The sequence below is a fragment of the Psychrobacter raelei genome (assembly GCF_022631235.3).
Taxonomy (GTDB): Bacteria; Pseudomonadota; Gammaproteobacteria; order Pseudomonadales; family Moraxellaceae; genus Psychrobacter; species Psychrobacter raelei.
Map to the genome: position 1 here is coordinate 743,593 of NZ_CP093310.2, position 22,257 is coordinate 765,849.

Here is a 22,257-nt window from a genome sequence, read left to right on the forward strand (position 1 = left end):
CCATAATAGTCAATAGTCAGATAACACAGGTTGATGCTAAAGCGCTTGAGCGTGTTGTTTGATAACATGTTTTGGTCTTTTGATTGACATAAGAAAGCCCTTCACTCACTCAGTGAAGGGCTTTTTCATTGTTTATCTTTCAATGCTTCAATGCTAACCGGTATTACGAAGACCGGCAGCCAAGGCGTTGATGCTGCGAATTAATGGGTCTTCGACACTGATATCATCGTTTTGAGTATGGCCTGATGAGGTATCTGGCGTCTGCTCGTTGTTTTGACGCAATCGTTTTAGCAGCTCAATTTGAATGTAGTTAATTGGGTCTAAATAAGCATTGCGCCATTCAAGTGAGCTCGCCAATTCTTGTTGATTCGACAGCAGCGTGTCTTGATTCAGTAAAGAGTTAAGACCTTGCTGTGTTAGATCATGCTCATCAATGACCGCTTGCATGATACGCGCGCGTAGCGTCTCATCTTCGCAAAGCTGACTGTAAGCTTGAGCGATGCTCATCTCAGACTTGGTAAAGGCCATCTCAATATTACTGATAAAGGCGTTAAAGAATGGCCAATTGTCATTCATCTCCTGCATCAAGGCTTCATCTTGCTTAACGCTATTTAATGCACTGCCTACGCCATACCAAGCCGGTAGGGTAAAGCGAGCAAGTGACCAACCAAATACCCAAGGAATGGCACGAATGGTAGATTTACTTGGTAAGCCTTTTTTGCGGTGGGCAGGGCGTGAGCCGATATTTAACAAAGAAATCTCTTGTACCGGCGTGGCCTGGGAATAAAATTCATAAAAGCCTTCGGTGTTATCAGTTAATGCACGGTACTGCTGCTCACCGGCTTCTGCTAGGCGGGCAAATAAGGCCTCATAGCTGTTTAATTGCTTGGGCTGCTCTACAAAGCGCGACGAGGTGGCTTTTAGTGCGCCGGTGATGCCCATGGTCAGCTCAAACACAGCGGTGTCTGGATTGGCGTATTTGGCATACAGTACTTCGCCTTGTTCGGTGAACTTAATTTGGCCATTTAAAGTACCGGCAGGCTGTGCAGCAATGGCTTGGTGAGTTGAGCCACCACCACGGCTGACCGAGCCGCCGCGGCCATGGAACAGACGGGTATTAATGCCATATTTTTTGGCAATCTCAGTGATGGTCTGCTGAGCGCTATAAAGCTGCCAAGCTGAGGTAATAATACCGCCATCTTTGGAGGAGTCTGAATAGCCCAGCATAATCTCTTGGGTATTGCCTGACTGTTCAAGCAATTTGCGGTACAAAGGATTGTCAAGCACCGCAGGTAGAATATGATCGATATTCTTTAAGTCTTCAATGGTCTCAAACAAAGGCGCCACAGGAAGTGCTGCGTACAGCTCGCCTGAGTCATTGATGCCAGATAGACCAGAAAAGCGCATCAGCAATAACACCTCAAGCAACTGACTGGCATTGTTGGTCATGGAGATGATATAGCTGCCAAAGGTGTCTTCACCCACCAGTTTACGCAGTTTGGCAATGGAGTTTATTAGCGCAAGCTGTTCTTGGGTTTGCTTGGATAAATTATCTACATAAATCAGTGGCGTACCTGGCTGCTCAAGCAAGCGGGTCAGCCATTGTTGACGTTCAGTTTCACTTAATTGACGATAATCAGGCAGGTTTGAGGCGTTATCAAAGATATCGGCAATCACTTCGCCATGATAGCCGGAGTCTTGGCGGATATCTAATGCTGCCAGATGAAAGCCGCAAGTTTTGACAAGGCGAATCATATCGAGCAGCAGTCCCTCAGCATGCGCCTTATCATGAGTACTTAAGCTTTCACGGATTAGGCGCAAATCATCGAGCAAGGCTTGTGGATTGCTATAGGCATCCGCTGCTGCTTCAGGTTTATTGCCTTGGCTTTGAATGTGCTCATTGGTTGCGGCAATTTTGGCCAAAATGATGGACAGTAATCTGCGATACGGCTCGTTGTTATAGTCATCGGGATTGTAATAAAAAATTCTCTCATCCAGCTCGCTGTAGTGCTTAATGCGCTGATAGATCTTAGGGGAGATACTGGCAATGGTATCGCTGTGAATCAGCTCACGACGTAGCTTTCTTACCATAACCTGATAGTGACGCAGCACAGTATTGGCGTGTAGCAGCACCGCCATCTCTGTGGTCTCATGAGTCACAAAGGGGTTGCCATCTCTATCACCACCAATCCAAGAGCCGAAGCTTAAGAAGGCAGGTAGGGCATAGTCACTTAGTTCAGGATAGACATCGACAATGGCATTTTTTATATTGCGATAGACCTGAGGAATGGCGGTAAATAAACTGGCATTAAAATAGTGTAGACCGTTATTAATCTCATCATAGACCAAAGGCTTTCGGGTACGCACTTCATCTGATGACCATAATAAGTCAATGGTTTCGGCTGTTTTTTGCTTGGCCTCTTGATACGCCAAAGAGCCTTCAGGCAGATCGTTGAGCGCGGTACTGTGCGCATATAAAGTCTGCAAGATATTCATGGTGGTACGGCGGCGAGCCTCGGTTGGGTGGGCTGTGAATACGGGGATAAATTTGAGCTGATCAATGAGCTCTTTGATTTGATCGGCTGCAATATGACGCTGTTGGCACTCAAGTAAGGTATGACGAAACGAGCCTTCCCAAAAGTTTTGCGACTGCTGCTTTAAGGTGCGACGCTCTTCACGCAAGAAGTTCTCTTCTGTAAGATTGGCTAAGAAGAAATAAATAGAGAAGCCGCGGATGACGTTTTTTAAAGTTTTATTATCCAGTGAAGCAATAAGGTCAATGAGCTTTTGTTTGTTAGCGGGATTGGGATCACGGCGTTCTTGAATAAAGCCCTTACGCAAGGTTTCGATGGTTTGTAGCGTGTCTTCGCCAGATTGACGGGCGATGGCGTCACCCAAGAATGAGCCGAGTAACCTGACACGTGAGCGTAGTACCTCATTGTTCGATGGCATGTGTTCTTCCTTAAATAATGTATTTTACTTTTTGGTGGGGCGGGTTGTTTATTTTTTGGTAAGGTTTAGTGGTTAAGCGTTAAGGCTTAGTCGAATGTTGCGTGGCAAATCGTGCTGAGTGCCTCATTGATGACAAATACTTTGGCTTTGATATCACTAAAGCCAAAGCTGCTCAAGCGCTCGGTGTGTTTGTCTAAATATCGGTTGGCATCTGCTAAGTTATCAAAGACGTAAATACCACCAGCTTCTTGAGTGTGTTCATTTTCGGTCCAGATTTTTGAAATCAGGCCAGCTTCAGTGGCAATGTCTTCAGCGAGCGGCTTCATGGCTTCATAGAACGCTTCACCAAAGGGACCTTGATAGGGAAAGTCTATTTGTAATAAGTATTTCATGTTTAATCCTTTTGATAAATAACGTCGTAAATAAACCCTAAAACACGCCCATGTCCTCAATTTTAGCTAAAGGCTGTATCGCCTATTTAGATTAAGGGTATACTGCGTTATATTCAACCCACTTTAAGCTTATTTTGCAACACATTTAAGTCTGGGAATTTTAGAAAAATATTGGCCCTAAGTGGCCGATAGATTTGAACGCGCTAGGTTGGTATATGATAAAAATAAAGGATGCGGGCCAATTACCGGCCATAGGATTGGTCATTGGGTGCGTCATTTTTGGACTAGGCAGTCTGATTGTGGCTCATGTGGATGTGGGTGGCTATGCCATGGCCTTTTGGCGATTGGCCATATCCGGAATAGTGTTTACCTTATTGGCCGCTGTGTTCGGTCAAAAAATGCCAGTCGACAAAGGCAGTCAAGCCAATAAAAAAGCATTTATATTTGCGCTGCTGTCGGGGGTGTTTTTAGGGTTTGATTTGGCGCTGTGGCACGAAAGCATTTATGCAGTGGGCCCAGGCATATCAACCTTGTTAAATAGCTTACAGATTTTCTTTTTAGCAGCGCTTGGGTTTTTGTTATTTAAAGAGCGTCAAACCATAATTCAGCTCATCAGCCTCGTCATTGCGCTGGCAGGCGTCGTGTTTATTGCTAGCCCTGAGTTTGCCAATAACAATCATGCCGCTTACGGGTTTATCACCGGCATCGTCTCAGCGGCTATGTTAGCGGCCTCAATGACTTTTATCCGCTTAACTCATCAAAACGCGCCCACACCGATTTTTATCTTGATGCAGCGTATTAGTATTGGCGGCAGTCTGGCAATGCTTATCCCCATGTTTTTATTTGATGCTGGCAAAATACTGCCCAACTCTTTGGCGGAGATAGGCTGGATATTGATATATGGAACGGTGATGCAGTGCTTGGCATGGGGACTTATCGCCTACTCAATCCCTAAGCTGTCTTTGGCATTAACCGGACTGCTGCTGCTGACAGAGCCTGTGGCTGCGTTATTTATTGATTACTTTTGGTTAGATAAGCCAATCAATACCATCCAATGGACGGGAGCTGCCCTGACCATGTTTGCCATTTATTTAGGATCATTAAAGCCCAAGCCCTTTAATGAGACACTCAAGCTGCGCCGCTATCGATTCTTTGCAAAGTTTTATCGGCGCCGTTAGTAGTCACATCAACTGTTAGAAGTTAAGTAAATAGCTATCCAGTTAAGACTGCCAAAAAAAAGCCGAGCTCTGACAGCTCGGCTTTTTTAACGGTAGATGACTGGGCTTAGACAGACACTATTTGGTATTGGCAATCTCACGGTTAAATAGCGCATTTAACACGATGGCAGTCAAAGTCGCCGTACCGATACCGCCCAAGTCGAAGCCGCCTAGATGCAGACTAAAATTACCAGCGCCCATAATGACGGTCACTGCAGCAATAATAAGGTTGCTGTTTTTGCTAAAGTCGATTTTGTTGTCGATCCAGATTTTGACACCAGCTACTGCAATGAGGCCAAATACCACGATAGAGGCGCCGCCCAATAACGCAGGTGGGATGCTTTGAATAATGGCACCAAATTTCGGTGATAATCCTAAGAAAATCGCCACCACACCGGCCATCACAAAGATAGTGGTGCTATATACTTTGGTTACCGCCATCACCCCAATGTTCTCAGCATAAGTGGTCACACCTGTACCACCAAAGCCTGCTGAGAAGGTAGTGGCCAGACCGTCTGCAAAAAATCCGCGACCAATATACGGGGTCACATGAGATTTGGTCATGCCCTCTACCGCTTTAAAGTGGCCTAAGTTTTCGGCAATTAAGATAAAGGCAATTGGCGCAATTAAGATAATGGCATTTAAGCTAAACTCAGGTGTATGCGGGGTAGGTAGACCAAACCAAGCTGCTTGTTGTACATGGCTAAAGTCAATCGGCGTACCAAAGCCCATCACATTGGTGACGATAAAATAAATGAAGTAGGACAATAATAGGCCGACCAAAAGCAGTAAGCGGCGCATCATGCCTCGGGTAAAGATGGCTACGCTACTGATCAGCAGCACAGTTAAGGTGGCCATCCAAGCGTCAAACTGATTGGCAGATACCCCTTGTACCGTCACAGGGGCTAGGTTTAAGCCGATAATCATCACAATGGCGCCAGTCACGACAGGCGGCATCAGCTTTTCAATCCAGTTGGTGCCCACTTTCATAACCAACAGACCCACGGCAGCATAAATCATACCACACACCATAATGCCGCCCAGCGCCACATTTAGGTTGGGGTTAGGGCCACTGCCAGCATACGCAGAAGCGGCAATAACAGGTCCGATAAACGCAAAGCTTGAGCCAAGGTAGCTTGGCATACGACCACCGGTGATAAAAAAGAACAAGATGGTACAAATACCGGACATCAAGATGGCCAAATTGACATCAAAGCCCATAAGTAGCGGAGCCAATACGGTAGCGCCGAACATGGCAAAGGTGTGCTGGACACCGAGCATAACGCTTTTGGCAGGTGGTAAGTATTCATTAATGGCCACAGAGTGTTGGTCTAAATCCCCCTGAAACGGCTTCCAATTAGGAAACCATTTACCATTACTAAAGTCTGCATTGTATTCGTATAAAGGGGTGGGTTCAGAGCTGTCTGTGGGTTTTGCTTCTATAGGGCGTGGGTCCATAGGGGTTCCTTAACATTGGTCATGAGGGAACCTACCCCCTTAGGGCAGGCAAACTGCGCGTATTATAGACCAAGTTTATGGCCTAAGTACGAAAAAATAAGCCTTTGGAATGAGTTTTTGTCAGATAAAAAGGCGCCAGTTTTTGACAACAACCAGCACTAAACTAAGCAGTTTGGCAGCAAATAAATGATTTAATACAAAAAAAGCCGGCATCAAGCCGACTGTTTATTGTATAGATTGTTTGGTGTTAAATTTAGGTGTTGTTATGATGTGCCCGCTATGTGAGGCTCAACTTAGTAAGCTTGATAACCAAAGCCGCAAGCGTAGCGACCACTCGGGCTGTATGCCGGTGAGACCTTGGGTCATCTTACCGTTTTTTAAAATGACATATGAGGGAGTCACTTGGCCTTGCCACTGCTCGAACATCTCACCTGACTCGTCATTGATGGTAACAAAGTTAAAGTTATGCTCATTTAAATAAGCCCCCAATTGCTCGTTGCTGCCGGACTGTGTGGCAATAGTCACCACAGGATAGGCACTGCTTTGTGCTAAAGCATCAATGGTGGGGGAGGTGAGCTTGCACACGCTGCACCATGTACCCCAAAAATAAACCAAGACCGGAGCGTTATAACTTAAGGCTTCAATATCTACGCTTTGAGCTTGATAGTCTGTCAATTGCAGCTGCGGCGCCGCAGGCATTACCGGCTGACGCCACCAGTTAATCAGCGTATAAATCACTAAAAACAGCACCAGGTATTGGAGTATGGACCATACCCGTCGCCCCCATCTTGATGCCTGGGTGGGCACAGCGGCAGAGTCGATTACCTTGGTATGATTCATTACTCTCTCTTAGTGATTGTTGTTAAAATTAAACGTTATGAAGGTTTGGTGGCTCTATCGTGCAGAGGATCGCCATCTCGAACACTGTGAGAGTTATCCTTTAGCGCCTGCTTGCTGCTTTCCTCTACCGACTTTTTGGCCTTTTTCTTCCATTTTAAGGTAAATAGATCGTCACGGCGGTCCTTGAGGTTATTCACTGAGCCTTCATTACGCACATGGATAAGCTTATCTAAGTCTAAATCTGAGAAGAAGACCATCTCAGTATTGGCAGTGGTTTCGGCCATGATGGCATCATGGGGAAAAGCAAAGTCTGAGGGTGAGAACACAGAGGACTGGGCGTACTGAATATCTAAGCTTTCAACTTGTGGTAAGTTGCCCACTGAGCCACAGATCATAACATAGCACTCGTTCTCAATCGCACGGGCCTGAGCACAATGGCGGACACGTAAATAACCGTTTTTGGTATCGGTCCAAAAAGGCACAAACAAAATATCCATGTCCTCTAATGCCAGTAAGCGGGCAAGCTCTGGGAACTCTACATCATAACAAATTAAGATGCCAATGCGGCCAGCATCTGTATCAAACACCTGTACTTTGTTGCCGCCCTCGATAACCCAAGCACTACGCTCATGCGGCGTAATATGAATCTTACGCTGCTCCTCTACGGTACCATCACGGCGACACAGATAGCTGACGTTATATAACACCTCTTCGTTTTCATCAAACAAAGGCATAGAGCCGGTAATGACGTTAACGTTATAACTGACCGCTAGATTTGAAATTTCATTTTTGAACCACTCAGTGTAGTCGGCCAAAAAGCGGATGGCGATGTTTTGGTCAGTCGACTCACACAGCCCCATTAATGGGGCGTTAAAGAATTCAGGTAAGCAGGCAAAGTCTGCATTGTAATCGGCCATGATATCGACGAAGAACTCCACCTGTTGTAGCAGCTCTTCAGGGGACTCAACCTCACGCATTTGCCACTGAATACCGCCAATACGCACATCAGTCTTGCGCGTGTTGGGCTTATAATCTTGCGGCTCGTAATAAATATTGGCCCACTCAAGCAAAGTGGCAAAGCCTTTAGACTGCTTATCATCGGGCAAGTAGCCGGTCAAAATACGTTTAACGATAAAACCATTAGACAGCTGGAATGACAACGTGGGGTCATAAATCTCGCGCGCTTCTACCGCATCGATATATTCGCCTGGCGTTAAGTCTTGATGGTCATGATATTTTGGGATACGGCCACCGGCCAAAATGGCGCGAAAGTTCATCTGACGGCACAGCTCTTTGCGCGCATCATACAACCGGCGACCAAGACGATAACCTCGATAATCAGGGTCAATTAAGGCATCGATACCGTACATGGCATCACCTTTTGGGTCGTCTTTAATGATCTCGCGTTGACCCAGTAAGTCGTCGTAAGTGTGCGGGTTTGAAAAACGCTGATAATTGACCCGCATGGTCAGCACCATCCCGATTAACTTGTCATGGTCAAATAGCGCAATTTGCCCTTCAGGAAAAGAGTCAATAAGAGTATGGACTGTGGTCTTAGACCAAGCGCCGCCCAAGTTGGCATAAACGCGGTCCATCAGCAGCTTTAATTGTGGGTAATCTTTTTTCTTAATTTCAGCTATTTTTAAGTGAAAGTCTTCGGTTTTTGCGGTCATGAATATACTCGTTCAGTAAAGGTAGTAAGAGGTACGGGTGATATCTGATGTGATATCTGATGTGTTAATTGATGTTGTCAAAGATGCCGCAAAAAAATAAGGCATCCATTAATAAGCAGGCGCTTAAAAATTAATCAGCTATCAACATCATAAGTAGATGTTTAGCGCTTAGGTCAGTTTTATGGAGGTAGCGCTTTGAGCTACTCTCAAAAGTAGCGGGCAAAAAGTAGCGGCTCTAAAGTTAGTAGGTAGAGTTATAACGATTAACCTCCTCTAGAGCGCTATCTACTGGATATGCTTAGTATTATAAAGGGCTCATAGAGGATAAAAACTGCAAAATTGTAAAGTAAGTTGGCTTTAAGTGGCAGGCAATTGCGGCGATCACCGCTGTCAATTCTGACAAACAGTGATAAAAGCTAACAAGGCATTAAGCAGTCAGGCGCTCAGTTATATGCCTTGTCACAGTCAGAGGCTAGGGCAGAGAGCAACTAAGCTATTGATAGCAGGTGTTTTTTTTTGAGTTATTAAATACTATATAAAAAGAGTAATTTATTGTATGATTAACATTAATTAATGTATACGTTATTTTATTGATTGTAATTGTAAGGGTTCGACAGTTATGGCGTATTAAGGACGGTAACTATGCCTCTTCATGAAGAAAATACAGCAAATACTCTAGATAAAATTAGTGACGATAGCCTAATTCGTTTGGTGTATATAAGCAGCCTGACTTTAAAAAGTCGCTTTAAGCCGGCTATTTTTGAAACTGTAGAGCAAGAGGCTAGACAATACAATCAGCAGCACGGTATCACTGGAACGCTGTGCTATGGCAATGGTCATTTTTTGCAATGTTTAGAGGGTAAAAAGCAGGTACTGCTGCCCATTGTGCAGCATATCTTCGATGATAAGCGCCACAATAATGTGAAGATTTTGCTGATCCAACCAATCACGTCACGTGACTTTGATAACTGGGACATGCGTTTGGTGTTTTTAGAGCGTTGGCTGTGGTCACCTAAGACCAAAAAGCAGGCCAATACGTTATCAAGGTTTTTACCCTTTCGGCCACATAAATGGAGCACCGATAATACTGAGCAATTTTTATCGGCCATCCAAAAAATTCAAACCCCGCCGCATATTAGAGACTCAGGCATTACCCTAAATGCTATGGGCAATATGATTCAGCACTTAGTTGGGCCACACCAAGCGTTTATTATCGTACAGCTTATTTTAGGAATACTGGCAGTGATGTCCATAGCACTGCTGTTTGGTTAGTTTTTGGCGCTGTCTTTATCTTTATTTATAGACAAGCAGCCAACAGCATTGATCAATAAAAAAAGACGCCATATGGCGTCTTTTTTATTGATTTTAATGCGGACAAAGCAGGATTTTACACATCAAAAATCTTACCACGGTTCATAATCGCATTAGGATCAAACACTTGTTTTAGTGCTTTTAAGTACTCAATTTCGCTCTCGCTACGGGTGTAGTTCAAATAAGGCTTTTTGGTCATGCCCACACCATGCTCGGCAGACACCGATCCGCCATATTTTTGTACTGTGGCAAATACTAGATCATTAACACTTTGGCATTTTTCAAAGAACTCATCTTTGGATAAATTCTCAGGTTTTAAGATGTTTAAATGCAAGTTACCATCACCAATATGACCAAACCAGCAAATCTCAAAGTCCGGGTAGTTGCTGTTGACCACACTCTCAATATCCCTGATAAACTCAGGCACATAGCTGATCAGTACTGATACATCGTTTTTATATGGGGTAAATACTGAGATGGTCTCTGAGATATATTCGCGCAGTTTCCACAGCTCAGCGGCTTGAGATAGGTTTTGACTCATGACACCATCGACAATCCAGCCAGTCTCCATGCACTGCTCAAACATGGCCATCGCCTTATCCATAATAGGCTCATAGGGGGCCTCAAATTCAAGTAGGGCGTAATATTTGGTACGGGCTTCAAAAGGCTCTTGTACATGACCTGTGGCCATCAGCTTCTCAATAGCCACATCATCGAAGAACTCAAAGGCAGTCAAGTCAATTTGAGACTGAAAAGCGGACAGCACATGCATCACATGCTCAAACTTATCCATGCCAAATACCATCACCGTCAAATCCTGCGGCGCACGTTCAAGCTTGATTTGTGCTTTGGTGACAATGCCTAACGTACCTTCTGCACCGATAAACAAATGACGCAAATCATAACCGGTGGCATTTTTTATCATACCGCGGTTGAGCTGTAAGATATCACCCTTACCAGTGACGACTGTAAGACCCAGCACCCAGTTACGCGTCATGCCATAGCGAATTACTTTGATGCCGCCGGCGTTGGTGCCGATGTTACCCCCAATTTGACTGGAGCCTGCTGAGGCAAAATCCACAGGATAGTATAGGCCTTTGTCTTCAGCGAACTGCTGTAGCTGCTCGGTGATGACACCTGCTTCAATCTCAACCATTCTATCGGCGGGGAAAAACTCACCAATTTTATTCATTTTATCAAGGCTAAGTACAATCTCGCCATGACTGGCCACAGCACCGGCAGATAATCCAGTACGGCCACCACTTGGGGTGATGACTATGCCATATTCATTGGCCAGCTTCACCACGCTTTGGACTTGCTCGGTCGATTTTGGAAACACAATCACAGAGGGTGCGGGCGCAAAGTGCTTGGTCCAGTCTTTGCCCCAATGCGCTAAGCTTTCTGCATCGGTTTTTATTTGACTGGTTTCAAAGCCGTGATTGGCGGTCAAATTGGCAATCAGGGCCGCCACAGTAGCCGGATTCGTAGCGCTCTGAGCAGCCAAAGAGGGCTCATTTATTTGGGATTGATCCACGCCATGCGACTGTTGATGAGCAGGGGTGGGGGAGGTTACAGAATTCGATGCAGTCATAGGGGTCTCTGTAGGCAATATTCTAAAAAGTTAAAGAAGTAAACGTAAAAAAACTATGAACAGTGAAAAAAGTTAATCAAAGGATGAACAAAATAAATAGCATAACCTAAAGTTAAGCATTATAGTCATAAATGGCAGGGGTTTATTCGTAATTTAACCTGCCAAAATAACAAAATATGTTATAAGATAGTTGTATTATGACACACCGAGCTGAACGTTTGTAAGTCACCTTGATGGTAATAAGCGCTTGTGTGGTCATATGATTTGTGCGTTTTGTGACGTTATATTTTAATTCGACGCTTTTTATGATAAAGGGGCACAGTGAGATCACTGCTCCCCATTACCCATCCGAAATAAGGGCTAAGACATGGCATTATCGCTTGAAAAAGATAAGATTCGTTTTTTACTTCTAGAGGGGTTGCACGAGAATTCACTAAAAGTATTAAACGATGCTGGCTATACCAACATTGAATATTTATCACACGCGCTAGACCCCGAAGAGTTGGCTGAAAAAATCAAAGACGCCCACTTTATTGGCATTCGTTCGCGCACTCAGTTGACCCGTGATATCTTAGAACAAGCGGATAAATTAATTGCCATTGGTTGCTTCTGCATTGGTACCAACCAAGTGGATCTAGATGCCGCTCGTGAGCTTGGTATTCCTGTCTTTAACGCCCCTTATTCCAACACCCGCTCAGTGGCAGAGTTGGTCTTAGCCGAAGCGATTATGTTATATCGTGGTATCCCCGAAAAAAATGCTGTGGTTCATCGCGGCGGCTGGGGTAAGTCTGCTAAGAACTCACATGAAGTTCGCGGTAAAGTGATGGGTATTGTGGGCTACGGCTCAATCGGCTCACAGTTGTCTGTATTGGCTGAGAGCTTGGGCATGAAAGTCATCTATCATGATGTGGTTACCAAGCTACCCTTAGGTAATGCCGTTCAGGTTGGCAGCTTAGAGGAATTATTAAACAAAGCAGATATCGTTACCCTGCATGTGCCCGACCTGCCCAGCACACGTTATATGATGAAAAAAGAGCAGTTTGATCAAATGAAAGAGGGCAGCTATTTTATCAACGCTGCTCGTGGTACTTGTGTTGAGATTGATGATCTTGCTGCTGCACTTGAGTCAGGCCGAGTGTTAGGCGCGGCTGTAGACGTGTTCCCTAAAGAGCCAAAATCAGCAGATGAAGAATTTGAATCACCACTGCGTAAGTTTGATAACGTTATCTTGACGCCTCATATCGGTGGCTCAACTCAAGAAGCTCAGGCCAATATTGGTCTTGAAGTGGCTGAGAAATTTGTTAAATATTCAGATGCCGGTGATACCACCACTTCTGTGAACTTCCCTGAAGTCAGCATTCCAGTCAAAGAAGGCTCGCACCGTTTGCTACATATTCACAAAAACGTACCGGGTGTATTGTCGCAAATTAACTCATCATTCGCGTCAGCGGGCATCAACATTTTAGCCCAAAGCTTGATGACAGAAGGCGATGTGGGTTATTTGGTAATGGATGTCGACAACCGCAACTCACAAGAAGCGCTCGATAAGCTTAGAGATATTGAAGAGACCATTCGCGTTCGCGTCTTGTTCTAATCGTCTCGATGACTTGACCTCTGTTAGAAAAAAGCTGGCTGCGGCTGGCTTTTTTTATGCCTGCTGGTTTTACCCGCTTCACAAAGGTGCAGGTGTTGTTCTGATAAACCAGAAGTTTGTGGTGGAGACACAGTGCGCATGACACAAACTCAGACTTGGCGTGATAGGTTGCCCTGCGTCGGATGAGAAAGTAAAAGTAGGGGATATCAAGCAGTTACTATGCTTAACTATATAATATTTATTTATATAGTATAATGATAGGTATAGTAAGCGTAACGCTGCGCTTAGCCATTTATAAATCAACACCACAAAAGGAGCGCCGGACAATGGAGATTAAATCATTCTTGCATGAGGACACCGAAACGTACACGCACGTATTAATCGATACCGGCAACAAGGTGTGTGCCATTATAGATCCTGTGCTTGACTATGACTTTAAATCGGGTCACACCAGCACCAAGTCAGCTGAGCAAGTGGTGCAGTTTATTAATCAGCAACAGCTTAACGCTGCCTATATTATTGAGACCCATGCTCATGCAGACCATTTATCAGCGGCTCAATATTTAAAGCAGCAGCTGGGCGCACAGCTGGTAATAGGCAAACCCATTACGGAAGTGCAAAAGATTTTTAAACACGTGTTTAACTTGGATATGGGCTTTAAAACTGATGCCAGTCAGTTCGATAAGTTAACTGAAGAGGGCACCCAGTTTATGCTCGGTGATATTGAGCTGACGGTGATGCATGTGCCTGGACATACGCCAGCAGACATGGCCTATATTGCCAAAAATACGGCAGATACCATGCAGCCATTGGCCATATTTGTAGGGGATACTTTGTTTGCTCCAGATGTTGGCACCGCACGTGTTGATTTTCCGGGCGGTGATGTTGATGCGTTATACGAATCTATCCAAAAGATTCTAGCGCTGCCTGAGGATACGGTCATTTATCTTTGTCATGACTATCCACCACAAGACAGAACGCATTCACCAGTGACCACGGTTGGGGCGCAAAAAGCGCATAATATTCATGTGCACCAAGGCATTAGTCAGGCGCAATTTGCAAAAATGCGCACTGAACGGGATGCCACCTTGCAGATGCCTCGATTGATTATCCCCTCTGTACAAGTCAATATCCAGGCAGGACATCTGCCTGAGCCAGAAGACAATGGGGTGCGTTATCTTAAGGTGCCGCTAAATTTATTAGGACAGTCATAGCCATCAATCATGGCCACCAATATGCGCTGTCATCATGCAAGGTAGCGCTCATAGACAGTACACGACATACAAGCATGGACAGAATAATAAATAGCGGGGGCACTTATTTATTCGCCCCTTAGTTTGTGCTAGTATAGTGACTCAAAATCGTGGGTTTAATTGCTTTGTGCTCAGTAAATACTGTGACCACCAAGCATTGCAACTTCCAGCACGATGTAAAATAACTCTGGTAAAGCGCATGAGCCTATACTCCGACAAGGTCCATTTGTGCCCACTATGATTCATTTATGTCGGAGTATTAGGAGTCACTTATGTCTGCATCCTCTTCATTTTCTACTGCTTCCTGCCTTGAGCCTACCGCAGCGGGTACTTTTTTGTATGCCCGTCGTTATATTCCGCGTTGTGAGTTAGCTAAGCTTGCCCTTGAACAAATGCAAGCCCTGCATTTGCGCGGCATTGATATTATCAGAGCCATGGGCTATCCGCCTAAACATACCTTTGCGGCTACAGACCGACTGCGTTATGTCTTATGTAGCCCAGTTTTGGGCTTAGATGGCAGTTATATCGATGCTTACTACGATGCTTCTGAGTTTTTAATTGAGGTGTTTTCGCTACTACAAATCGACCCTGAAACCTATCAGTTATCGCTAAAACAGATTGTACAAAACCTACCTTAGCCTAAGCTTAGTCAAGATAAATGAGATGAATACAGCTAGGTAATAAGGCCCAGTCATAGCCAGATGATAGCCAGATAACAGGCACAGCCTGCAAGCGCCTAGCAGTAATGCGGCATGCAGGCTTAAGCTGGCTGTGCTGATTAATTAGTGGCTATGTCCAATATGGCTATGGCCACTGTGACGGCTGGTCTCGGTATCCTCTAGCGCGCAAGTAATGGCATCAAGACGGTTATGGGGATGCTCAATAGACTCCACTTGAATGGTAGTGTGACTAATGCCCAAGCGCTCTAAGCTGTGCTCAAGCTCATGAATAAGCTCACTGGCCTCCAAAATACGCATGTCTCCATCGACCACGACGTGACACGATAAGGCATGTAGACCACTGGTAATACTCCAAACATGTAAGTCATGGACAGCAATGATGTGCTCGTTATGTTCAATAGTATGCTTGACGTCATCCAATGAAATCTCTTCTGGCGTGCCCTCCATTAAGATATGGGTTGAGGCTTTGACCACACGAAAACCACTCATTAAAATCAAAACCGCCACCATCACCGATGCCACAGGATCCGCCCACCACCAGCCCATCCACATCATAGCCAGCGCGGCGATAATGGCTGCCACTGAGCCCAGTAAGTCGCCCAGTACGTGCAAATAAGCACTGTGCATATTTAGGTTTTTTTCGCCAGATTGAGCCTCACCGTGCCCATGATCGTGGTCATGAGCTGCGCCGCCTCTATGTAGCAGCCAAGCCACCAATAAGTTCACTACTAAGCCAATACTGGCAATAATGAGCATACCTTGAGAGGCCACATCAGGTGGCGAATTAAAGCGTCCGATGGCCTCCCATACAATCATCAAGGCAATGATAATTAAGGTGGCACCATTGGCCCCAGCGACCAAAATCTCAAAGCGCTTATAGCCAAAGGTTTTCTCATTGCTTGCCTGCTTTTCACCTATTTTAAAAGCCAGCAACGTGGCGCCCAAAGCCGCGGCATCAGATAGCATGTGGCCGGCATCAGACAGCAGTGCCAAGCTGTGAGTTAATAAACCGCCTATAGCCTCTACCAACATAAACCCGCTGATAATTAAGAAGCTAAACGATAAGATACGGCGCTGCTTACTCATATCACGAGCTGTGGGTTCATCATGAAAGTGCGGCGGGTCATGAGCAGCTATGGGGTTATCAGGGTGGGTGTGGTGTGGGTCATGATGGGCGCTCATAAATTGCTCCTACGATGAGGTTTGATGGCCATAACTTAAGACCAAAACTAAATAACAGTTTACCCAGTTTCAGTGTTTATTAAAGTATCAGATAAGTAGAGCGCTTTTTATGCTGTCATGCCGGCGTGAGCTACCAGCCGATCGGGTCGATATCCAATGTCAGCTTTAAGTACTTGGCAGAGGGCAATTGTAGGACTTGAGGCCACCACAGGTTTAATACCTGATGCAGGGGAGCGCGCTGTTTTGAGAGCAATAGGAGCTGAGTATGATAGCGGCTATTCTTTAGCTTCATGGGGGCATCTACTGGCCCTAAGATACTCAAATTATGAGGGGGTAAAATAACGACCGCATCTTTGAGTACTTGAGTGGCACGCTGTAATGTCTTGGCTTCACAGCGAATCAACGCAGCATAGGTATAAGGCGGTAGGCCTATCATTTTGCGCTCTTTTAATAGCTCTAATGCAAAGGGCTGATAGCCATCACGTACCAGCTTGCGCAATAAGGGGTTTTCTGGTTGCACGGTTTGAATTAACACTTTGCCAGGCTTACTGCCCCGTCCTGAGCGTCCTGCTACTTGCACAATTAGCTGCGCTGTGTGCTCGGGCGAACGAAAATCAGGTGATAAAAATCCGCGATCGGCATTGGGCAGACACACCAAGGTGACATTAGGGAAGTGGTGTCCTTTGGCCACCATTTGTGTGCCCACTAAAATGGCTGGTTTGCCGGTATTAATGCGCTGATAAATCTCCTCCCAGCTGTCCTTGCGCCGGGTAGTGTCTCGATCTATTTGAATGATGGGATAGGTGACTTTGCTGGTTTGTGGGTTTGAAAATAGCGCATGTAAGCTCTCAGTTAAGCGGGTGGTGCCCATGCCCACCGCATTTAAGTTGGGGCTATGACACTCAGGGCAGGCAAGGGGAATAGAGGCCTGCCAGTCACAATGATGACACTTAAGATAGCTTGGCTGCTGGCTGTTAAGCTGGCTGTGATGTAAGGTCATATGAGCCTCACAGCGCACACAATCCGCTTGCCAGCCACAGGCATCACACAACAGTATAGGGGCATAACCGCGACGATTTAAAAACACCAGTACCTGCTCGCCGGCCTCTAAGGTGCTGCGAATAGCGGCGATGGTATCATCGGTAAGCCCCGTATTTTGGGAGCGCTCTAAATTTGGCAACAGTTGTCTTTGTTTGTCCTCAACGGGCATGTCGCTGTATTTGGTTGGGGTGTCTCGGGCATCGACCAAATACAAACTGGCCGCTTTGGCATGACCGGCACGCTCTGTGAGCATAAGCTCAGTCAGTTTGCCTTCTTGCACCAATTTTAGATGCTCAAGCGATGGCGTGGCAGTACCGAGTACCACAGGGATACCCAGTTGATAACCACGGTATAAGGCCACATCAGCGGCATGATAGCGCAAGGTATCTTGCTGTTTATAAGACTGATCGTGTGATTCATCGACCACGATAAGCCCTAAGTTGGCGAAAGGGTGCAGCACTGATGAGCGGGTACCGATGACAATTTGAGCCCGCCCTTGACGACAATCCTCCCAGCCATGCATGCGCTGGGTGTTATTTAAATTAGAGTGCAGCAGTAATATATTGGCTGAAAAACGCTCGGCAAAACGGGCACGGGTCTGCGGTGTTAGGCCAATCTCGGGCACCAAAACTAACACTTGCTTACCCGCCTGAAGCACTGACTGCATGGCTTGCAGATACACCTCTGTTTTGCCACTACCGGTGACGCCGTTTAGCAAATAGCCGCAGTAAGTATGGGTGTTAGCGGTATGGATGATGGCATTAACGGCCAGCTTTTGTTGCTCATTTAAGTCCAGAGGCATTTTGGCCAAGCTGACCGGTGCTGGGTCTGCTTGAGGCTGCAAATAATGCTCAATAAGGCCGTTTTCTTCTAAGCGCTTTAAAAAAGGACGCTCCATGCCCTCAAGTAACAAAGTCTCCTCACTGGCGCCATGAGTACCATGTAGTGTAAGCATTGCAAATTGTTGTTTTTGTTTGTGCGCATTGCTATTAAAGTTGGCATCACTGACATTGGGTCGAATGCGCCAGTGAGTCACCAGTAAGTCTAGCGGCTTGCCTTGGCGAATTAAAGTCGGCAGCATCACCGATATGACATCGCCTAAAGGGTAATGATAATAACTGGCCAGCCAGCGTGCCAAAGACAGCATAGCGGCATCTAAAATAGGTGTCTCATCCAAGCATTGCTTGATGGGCTTGAGCTTATTTAGCGGTATGTCGCTGCTTTGTCTGTCGATATGTGCCACGACGATACCAATTAAGGTTTGTCGACCAAAGGACACCTGTACTCGGCTACCTATTGGCGGCATAGGGGGAGCGGTTTTGGCACAATGAGTGAGGTTGCTTGAAGCAGGTATGGGTGGAAGATAATCAAATTCACGATAAAGAGGCACCGGCAGGGCGACACGAATCAGCATCTGGGGGTGTTCTCCTTAAATAAAGCGGTTATAAACTCAAAGTTGCCTTCGAGTTTATAACCTATTTTGTACTTACTTTTAACCTATGACAGCTTAGGCTTAGTCTTCGATAAATAAGATAGACTCAATTTCAACGATGCCGCCTTTAGGAAGTGCTGCCACTTGTACCGCAGCACGAGCAGGATACGGTTCTGCCAAACGCTCAGCGAATACTGCGTTTAGCGCTGCAAAGTCATTTAAATCAGTCAGTGATACGTTAAACTTAACCACATCGCTTAATTTGCCGCCAGCAGCTTCACAGATGGCTTCAATGTTGTCCATAACTTGCTTAGCTTGGGCATCAAAGCCTTCACGCAGCTCCATAGTTTCAGGATCAAAGCCCAGTTGACCTGAGATGTATACCAGGCTGCCACCGGTTGATGGGATTTTTACCGCTTGTGAATAGGCGCCAACGGCTGCAGGGGCTTTATCAGTATGAATGGTTTGACGTGCCATAGTTATTCTCCTTGAGTATTATGACTTATGGTTATTGTTGATTTTAAAGGGTGCTTTATAAGCGATATAGACGACGAATGCTACCAAAGCCCACATGAGGGCGCAGCGCTTCAATGCCTTCTAATACATGACTGCGACTACGCACAACCACGTGTATTATCGTTGAATCTGTACGAATATCAACTTTTTCGATACCAATATTTAGCTGACGCAAGGTATATAACACATGCGATACCTGCTCATCATTGAGTGCTAGGTTAATTTTTAGATAAGCGGTGAAGTGCGGGCGCTCACTGGGATGGGTGATGCTTTTTTCAATCTGCTCTTCGCTGTACCAATTTAATTGCACCAGCTCATAAGGTTTTTCGGCATATTTATTCACGATAGAGTAGCAGCGATGGCGGTGCAGCACTAAGCCGTGCATGGTCAAATGACCGATGATGGGATCACCAAATATCGGGCGACAACAGCCGGCGAAATGCACCTCAACACCGTTGGCGTTAGACAGCAGCTGATTGGGTCGATCAAAGCCTCTTTTGCTGGCTTGTTGGTGGGTCTTAGTCACATCATCACTAAACAGTCTAGACACTACCAGCTGTGGTAATAAGGCCCCAGCGCTCATGTTCTCAAACAGCTCTTCTTTGGCGCTGACATTCTGCCATTTTAACAAATCATCCCAGTCGGCTTCAGTCAAGTCATCTAGCGACTTACCATAGGTCTTTAGAGCCCTATCTAGCGCCTGCTTCCCATGTTGCTGTTGCTCCTCTATGGGCAGACTACTAAACCAGCGCTTAAGCGCGCGCTGTGCCTTACTGGTGACAACTATGCCTAGCCACTCAGCTTTTGGCTTGGCTTCTGGATCAATCTCGATCTCTACAGTTTCACCTGATTTTAAGATAGAGCCCAATTTGGCATTTTTGCCGTTAATTTTTGCGCCCACAGCCACGTTACCCACTTTGGGGCCCACCGCATAAGCGAAGTCTAAAGCAGTTGCACCACGTGGTATCTCGTAGGCTCGGCCTTTGGGGCTGTAGCACAAGATTTTGCGGGTATTTAAATATGAGATAAGCTCATCAATGGTCTCAACCATTTCATCATAGTCTGGATCGCCGGTTTTCTCATTTTCATTATAGTCGAGCAGCTCTTTCATATTACGAAGCGACGCTTTAATAACTGAGCGGCTAAGCTCAGAGGCTTGCTCAGCACCAATAACGCCCAGACGTGATACGGCCTGCATCTTACGGGTCAGCAAGGTGACTTTAATGATGTCGTTATCACGCTTATAAGTCAAGGTGAGCGACTGATTGCCGCCGGGCAGAGGATGACGGATATTGTCTTCAACGTAGCGGTCGGCGATGCGGTATTTTTTGATTAAATAATCCGCCAATAAATCACAGTCTTCAATGGTTGTGGTGACAATTTCAAAGGCATAGTGGCGCAATAAGTCATCAATCTCACCGCGGTTACGGAAGAATTGACGGTACATAATGACTTGGTTTTCTAAGACACGCACATGTCCTGAAATGTGATGCTTGTCCAGTACGTAGTTAAGATACTGCTGAATGGTCTCTTTTTGATATTTGCGCCCTAAGCCATGTTGTAAAAGCTTATCGGCCATCTTGGTATACATCACCGGATCTAGGTTTCGGTAACACAAGATTTCCATATAATCGGCGATATCATTAATCCCCATCAGACGGGCAAAGGGAACATAAAACTCAAGCGTCTCAGAGGCAGTAGCCCGCTGCTTTTCAGGGCGAACTGAATCTAGCGTTGACATATTATGCAGGCGATCGGCCAGCTTGATAATCAGTACCCGAGGGTCATCTAGGGTCGCAGATAAGATTTTATGAAAGGTGGCCGCCTTGTTTTGGCGCTTATTGTGATTGGAGGATTTAAGCTTGGTCACGCCATCGACTAAGCTTGCTACAGTCGAGCCAAACAAGCGGGTGATTTCCTCAGAGGTCACCTCGGTATCCTCTACCGTATCGTGCAAGATAGCCGCAATGATGGTATCACGGTCTAGGCGAAAGCCCGCTAAAATCTCAGCCACAGCGATGGGGTGAGTAATATAGGGTTCACCGGATTTTCTTTTGTCTTTAATGTGCGCTTTATCCCCATAAGCACAAGCTTGTAGTACTTCTTGTTTTTCTTTATCGTTTAAATACGCCACAGCCCTCATAAGATTACGCTGCGCCTCATCAACTAAGTGATGGCTCAGCTTGGGGAGGTTTTTCATATAAGCGGTTTGATTTAATTGCTCATCACCGTATGAATCTGGCAGAGTGATATCTGGACTAATTGAGGTATCCACAATATTATCTGCGTTGGCAATATTATTGATGACATTGCCATCAATGTCAGTATTTAGGGGTTTAATCATATCAGTTTCAAAATTAGATGAGGTTGAGCCTGCAGTTGGGGTAGGAGTCAAACGATCTTGTAAAGGCAACATAGTTTTATCATCCATCAGCTAGGCAACAGTCAATTAAAAACAAGCGGGTCGTGATCGTGCTTATCTCGTTATATGGGGATAATTGGTAAAAATAAAAATCACGCACCATGCCTTAATTAATCTTAAAAAAGGCAGTGTGTCAACTATTAACCCCTTATTAGCAAAAAATTAGCAAAAATAAAATAATAACTTGGGGGCTTTGACTAAATTTGGCACCCCAATAAGCTGCAGCATATAAAAAACCACGATCTGCAAGATGCTTATCGTGGTTCTTTATTTAACTGGCTTCATAAAATAAGAGCCGCTTTAGCGTTGATGGTCTAAGTGGCCGCTTATCTTAAGGTTTAAACTAGAAGCCTTGACCGCCACTTAATGCCAAATCTAATGAGTTCGTCGCAAAATGATGATCCGGTTGGTTTAGGATATCTTTGGTCACTAGGCCGGCAGCAATTTCACGCAGCGCCAATACAGTTGGCTTGTCATTGTTGACTTCAACTAACGGCTCAGAGACGCCTTTGGCCAGTTGATGAGCGCGCTTGCTGGCAACCAATACCAGCTCAAAGCGGTTGTCTACTGCATGTAAGCAGTCTTCTACGGTTACACGTGCCATAAAGTCCTCTTGTTATCACTAAGTGATATGTAAAAATGCGATAATTAATCAGCTATTATAGCAAGATTTCGCCCTTAAGTGGGTAGCTTTATTTTAGTT

At 45.5% G+C, this 22,257-nt stretch carries 16 protein-coding genes; 5 read left to right on the forward strand and 11 right to left on the reverse strand.

Annotated elements, in window-relative coordinates:
* Nucleotides 1-153 precede the first annotated feature (153 nt).
* Nucleotides 154-2,952: a phosphoenolpyruvate carboxylase gene (gene ppc / locus MN210_RS03175; RefSeq protein ID WP_338412534.1), complete on the reverse strand. Its 2,799-nt coding sequence runs from the start codon at nucleotides 2,950-2,952 to the stop codon at nucleotides 154-156.
* An 86-nt stretch (nucleotides 2,953-3,038) separates the two neighbouring features.
* On the reverse strand, nucleotides 3,039-3,344 hold the full coding sequence (locus MN210_RS03180; protein WP_011959844.1) for a monooxygenase: 306 nt from the start codon (nucleotides 3,342-3,344) through the stop codon (nucleotides 3,039-3,041).
* Nucleotides 3,345-3,559: 215 nt separating this feature from the next.
* Here MN210_RS03180 and MN210_RS03185 point away from each other — a divergent pair, with 215 nt between their 5' ends.
* A complete protein-coding gene (locus MN210_RS03185) occupies nucleotides 3,560-4,522 on the forward strand; it encodes a DMT family transporter (protein WP_338412535.1) in 963 nt (320 codons plus the stop codon).
* 117 nt (nucleotides 4,523-4,639) lie between these two features.
* Here the strand turns inward: MN210_RS03185 and MN210_RS03190 are convergent, their stop codons facing one another.
* The 3 genes from MN210_RS03190 to MN210_RS03200 form a co-directional block, all read right to left on the reverse strand.
* Nucleotides 4,640-6,019 carry a solute carrier family 23 protein gene (locus MN210_RS03190; RefSeq protein WP_011959846.1) on the reverse strand — a complete coding sequence of 460 codons (1,380 nt, stop codon included), beginning with the start codon at nucleotides 6,017-6,019 and terminating at the stop codon, nucleotides 4,640-4,642.
* 288 nt (nucleotides 6,020-6,307) lie between these two features.
* Nucleotides 6,308-6,859 carry a protein disulfide oxidoreductase gene (locus tag MN210_RS03195; protein ID WP_338412536.1) on the reverse strand — a complete coding sequence of 184 codons (552 nt, stop codon included), beginning with the start codon at nucleotides 6,857-6,859 and terminating at the stop codon, nucleotides 6,308-6,310.
* 35 nt (nucleotides 6,860-6,894) lie between these two features.
* Nucleotides 6,895-8,532: a carbon-nitrogen hydrolase family protein gene (locus MN210_RS03200; protein ID WP_011959848.1), complete on the reverse strand. Its 1,638-nt coding sequence runs from the start codon at nucleotides 8,530-8,532 to the stop codon at nucleotides 6,895-6,897.
* Between the two features lie 642 nt (nucleotides 8,533-9,174).
* Here MN210_RS03200 and MN210_RS03205 point away from each other — a divergent pair.
* The gene (locus tag MN210_RS03205; protein WP_338412537.1) at nucleotides 9,175-9,804 is read left to right on the forward strand and encodes a BLUF domain-containing protein; all 630 of its coding nucleotides are present in this window, start codon (nucleotides 9,175-9,177) and stop codon (nucleotides 9,802-9,804) included.
* A gap of 115 nt (nucleotides 9,805-9,919) precedes the next feature.
* Here the strand turns inward: MN210_RS03205 and MN210_RS03210 are convergent, their stop codons facing one another.
* Nucleotides 9,920-11,434 carry an FAD-binding oxidoreductase gene (locus MN210_RS03210; RefSeq protein ID WP_338412538.1) on the reverse strand — a complete coding sequence of 505 codons (1,515 nt, stop codon included), beginning with the start codon at nucleotides 11,432-11,434 and terminating at the stop codon, nucleotides 9,920-9,922.
* A 367-nt stretch (nucleotides 11,435-11,801) separates the two neighbouring features.
* Between MN210_RS03210 and serA the strand changes: the two genes are divergently transcribed.
* The 3 genes from serA (at nucleotide 11,802) to MN210_RS03225 (ending at nucleotide 14,919) form a co-directional block, all read left to right on the forward strand.
* Entirely contained in the window at nucleotides 11,802-13,028 is a 1,227-nt protein-coding gene (serA, locus tag MN210_RS03215; protein WP_011959851.1) for a phosphoglycerate dehydrogenase, read from the forward strand.
* Nucleotides 13,029-13,354: 326 nt separating this feature from the next.
* Complete coding sequence (locus MN210_RS03220; protein WP_338412539.1) at nucleotides 13,355-14,242, forward strand: MBL fold metallo-hydrolase; 888 nt, start codon at nucleotides 13,355-13,357, stop codon at nucleotides 14,240-14,242.
* A gap of 311 nt (nucleotides 14,243-14,553) precedes the next feature.
* The gene (locus MN210_RS03225; RefSeq protein ID WP_338412540.1) at nucleotides 14,554-14,919 is read left to right on the forward strand and encodes a hypothetical protein; all 366 of its coding nucleotides are present in this window, start codon (nucleotides 14,554-14,556) and stop codon (nucleotides 14,917-14,919) included.
* 144 nt (nucleotides 14,920-15,063) lie between these two features.
* On the opposite strand, the gene MN210_RS03230 is transcribed toward MN210_RS03225, so the two are convergent.
* From MN210_RS03230 to rpoZ, 5 genes are all read right to left on the reverse strand, one after another.
* Complete coding sequence (locus tag MN210_RS03230; protein ID WP_338412541.1) at nucleotides 15,064-16,143, reverse strand: cation diffusion facilitator family transporter; 1,080 nt, start codon at nucleotides 16,141-16,143, stop codon at nucleotides 15,064-15,066.
* Between the two features lie 130 nt (nucleotides 16,144-16,273).
* On the reverse strand, nucleotides 16,274-18,598 hold the full coding sequence (locus MN210_RS03235; protein ID WP_338412542.1) for a primosomal protein N': 2,325 nt from the start codon (nucleotides 18,596-18,598) through the stop codon (nucleotides 16,274-16,276).
* A gap of 99 nt (nucleotides 18,599-18,697) precedes the next feature.
* Nucleotides 18,698-19,093: a Rid family detoxifying hydrolase gene (locus MN210_RS03240; RefSeq protein WP_011959856.1), complete on the reverse strand. Its 396-nt coding sequence runs from the start codon at nucleotides 19,091-19,093 to the stop codon at nucleotides 18,698-18,700.
* A gap of 55 nt (nucleotides 19,094-19,148) precedes the next feature.
* Entirely contained in the window at nucleotides 19,149-21,332 is a 2,184-nt protein-coding gene (locus MN210_RS03245; RefSeq protein WP_011959857.1) for a RelA/SpoT family protein, read from the reverse strand.
* A gap of 565 nt (nucleotides 21,333-21,897) precedes the next feature.
* Nucleotides 21,898-22,158, reverse strand: a complete 261-nt coding sequence (gene rpoZ, locus MN210_RS03250) for a DNA-directed RNA polymerase subunit omega (protein ID WP_011959858.1) — start codon at nucleotides 22,156-22,158, stop codon at nucleotides 21,898-21,900.
* Between the last annotated feature and the right edge of the window lie 99 nt (nucleotides 22,159-22,257).

Coding starts and splice junctions, on each gene's coding strand:
- serA (WP_011959851.1), top strand. CDS start 11,802: ATGGCATTATCGCTTGAAAAAGATAAGATTCGTTTTTTACTTCTAGAG.
- MN210_RS03210 (WP_338412538.1), bottom strand. CDS start 11,434: ATGACTGCATCGAATTCTGTAACCTCCCCCACCCCTGCTCATCAACAG.
- ppc (WP_338412534.1), bottom strand. CDS start 2,952: ATGCCATCGAACAATGAGGTACTACGCTCACGTGTCAGGTTACTCGGC.
- MN210_RS03235 (WP_338412542.1), bottom strand. CDS start 18,598: ATGCTGATTCGTGTCGCCCTGCCGGTGCCTCTTTATCGTGAATTTGAT.
- MN210_RS03200 (WP_011959848.1), bottom strand. CDS start 8,532: ATGACCGCAAAAACCGAAGACTTTCACTTAAAAATAGCTGAAATTAAG.
- MN210_RS03220 (WP_338412539.1), top strand. CDS start 13,355: ATGGAGATTAAATCATTCTTGCATGAGGACACCGAAACGTACACGCAC.
- MN210_RS03180 (WP_011959844.1), bottom strand. CDS start 3,344: ATGAAATACTTATTACAAATAGACTTTCCCTATCAAGGTCCCTTTGGT.
- MN210_RS03240 (WP_011959856.1), bottom strand. CDS start 19,093: ATGGCACGTCAAACCATTCATACTGATAAAGCCCCTGCAGCCGTTGGC.
- MN210_RS03205 (WP_338412537.1), top strand. CDS start 9,175: ATGCCTCTTCATGAAGAAAATACAGCAAATACTCTAGATAAAATTAGT.
- MN210_RS03195 (WP_338412536.1), bottom strand. CDS start 6,859: ATGAATCATACCAAGGTAATCGACTCTGCCGCTGTGCCCACCCAGGCA.
- rpoZ (WP_011959858.1), bottom strand. CDS start 22,158: ATGGCACGTGTAACCGTAGAAGACTGCTTACATGCAGTAGACAACCGC.
- MN210_RS03185 (WP_338412535.1), top strand. CDS start 3,560: ATGATAAAAATAAAGGATGCGGGCCAATTACCGGCCATAGGATTGGTC.
- MN210_RS03245 (WP_011959857.1), bottom strand. CDS start 21,332: ATGAAAAACCTCCCCAAGCTGAGCCATCACTTAGTTGATGAGGCGCAG.
- MN210_RS03225 (WP_338412540.1), top strand. CDS start 14,554: ATGTCTGCATCCTCTTCATTTTCTACTGCTTCCTGCCTTGAGCCTACC.
- MN210_RS03190 (WP_011959846.1), bottom strand. CDS start 6,019: ATGGACCCACGCCCTATAGAAGCAAAACCCACAGACAGCTCTGAACCC.
- MN210_RS03230 (WP_338412541.1), bottom strand. CDS start 16,143: ATGAGCGCCCATCATGACCCACACCACACCCACCCTGATAACCCCATA.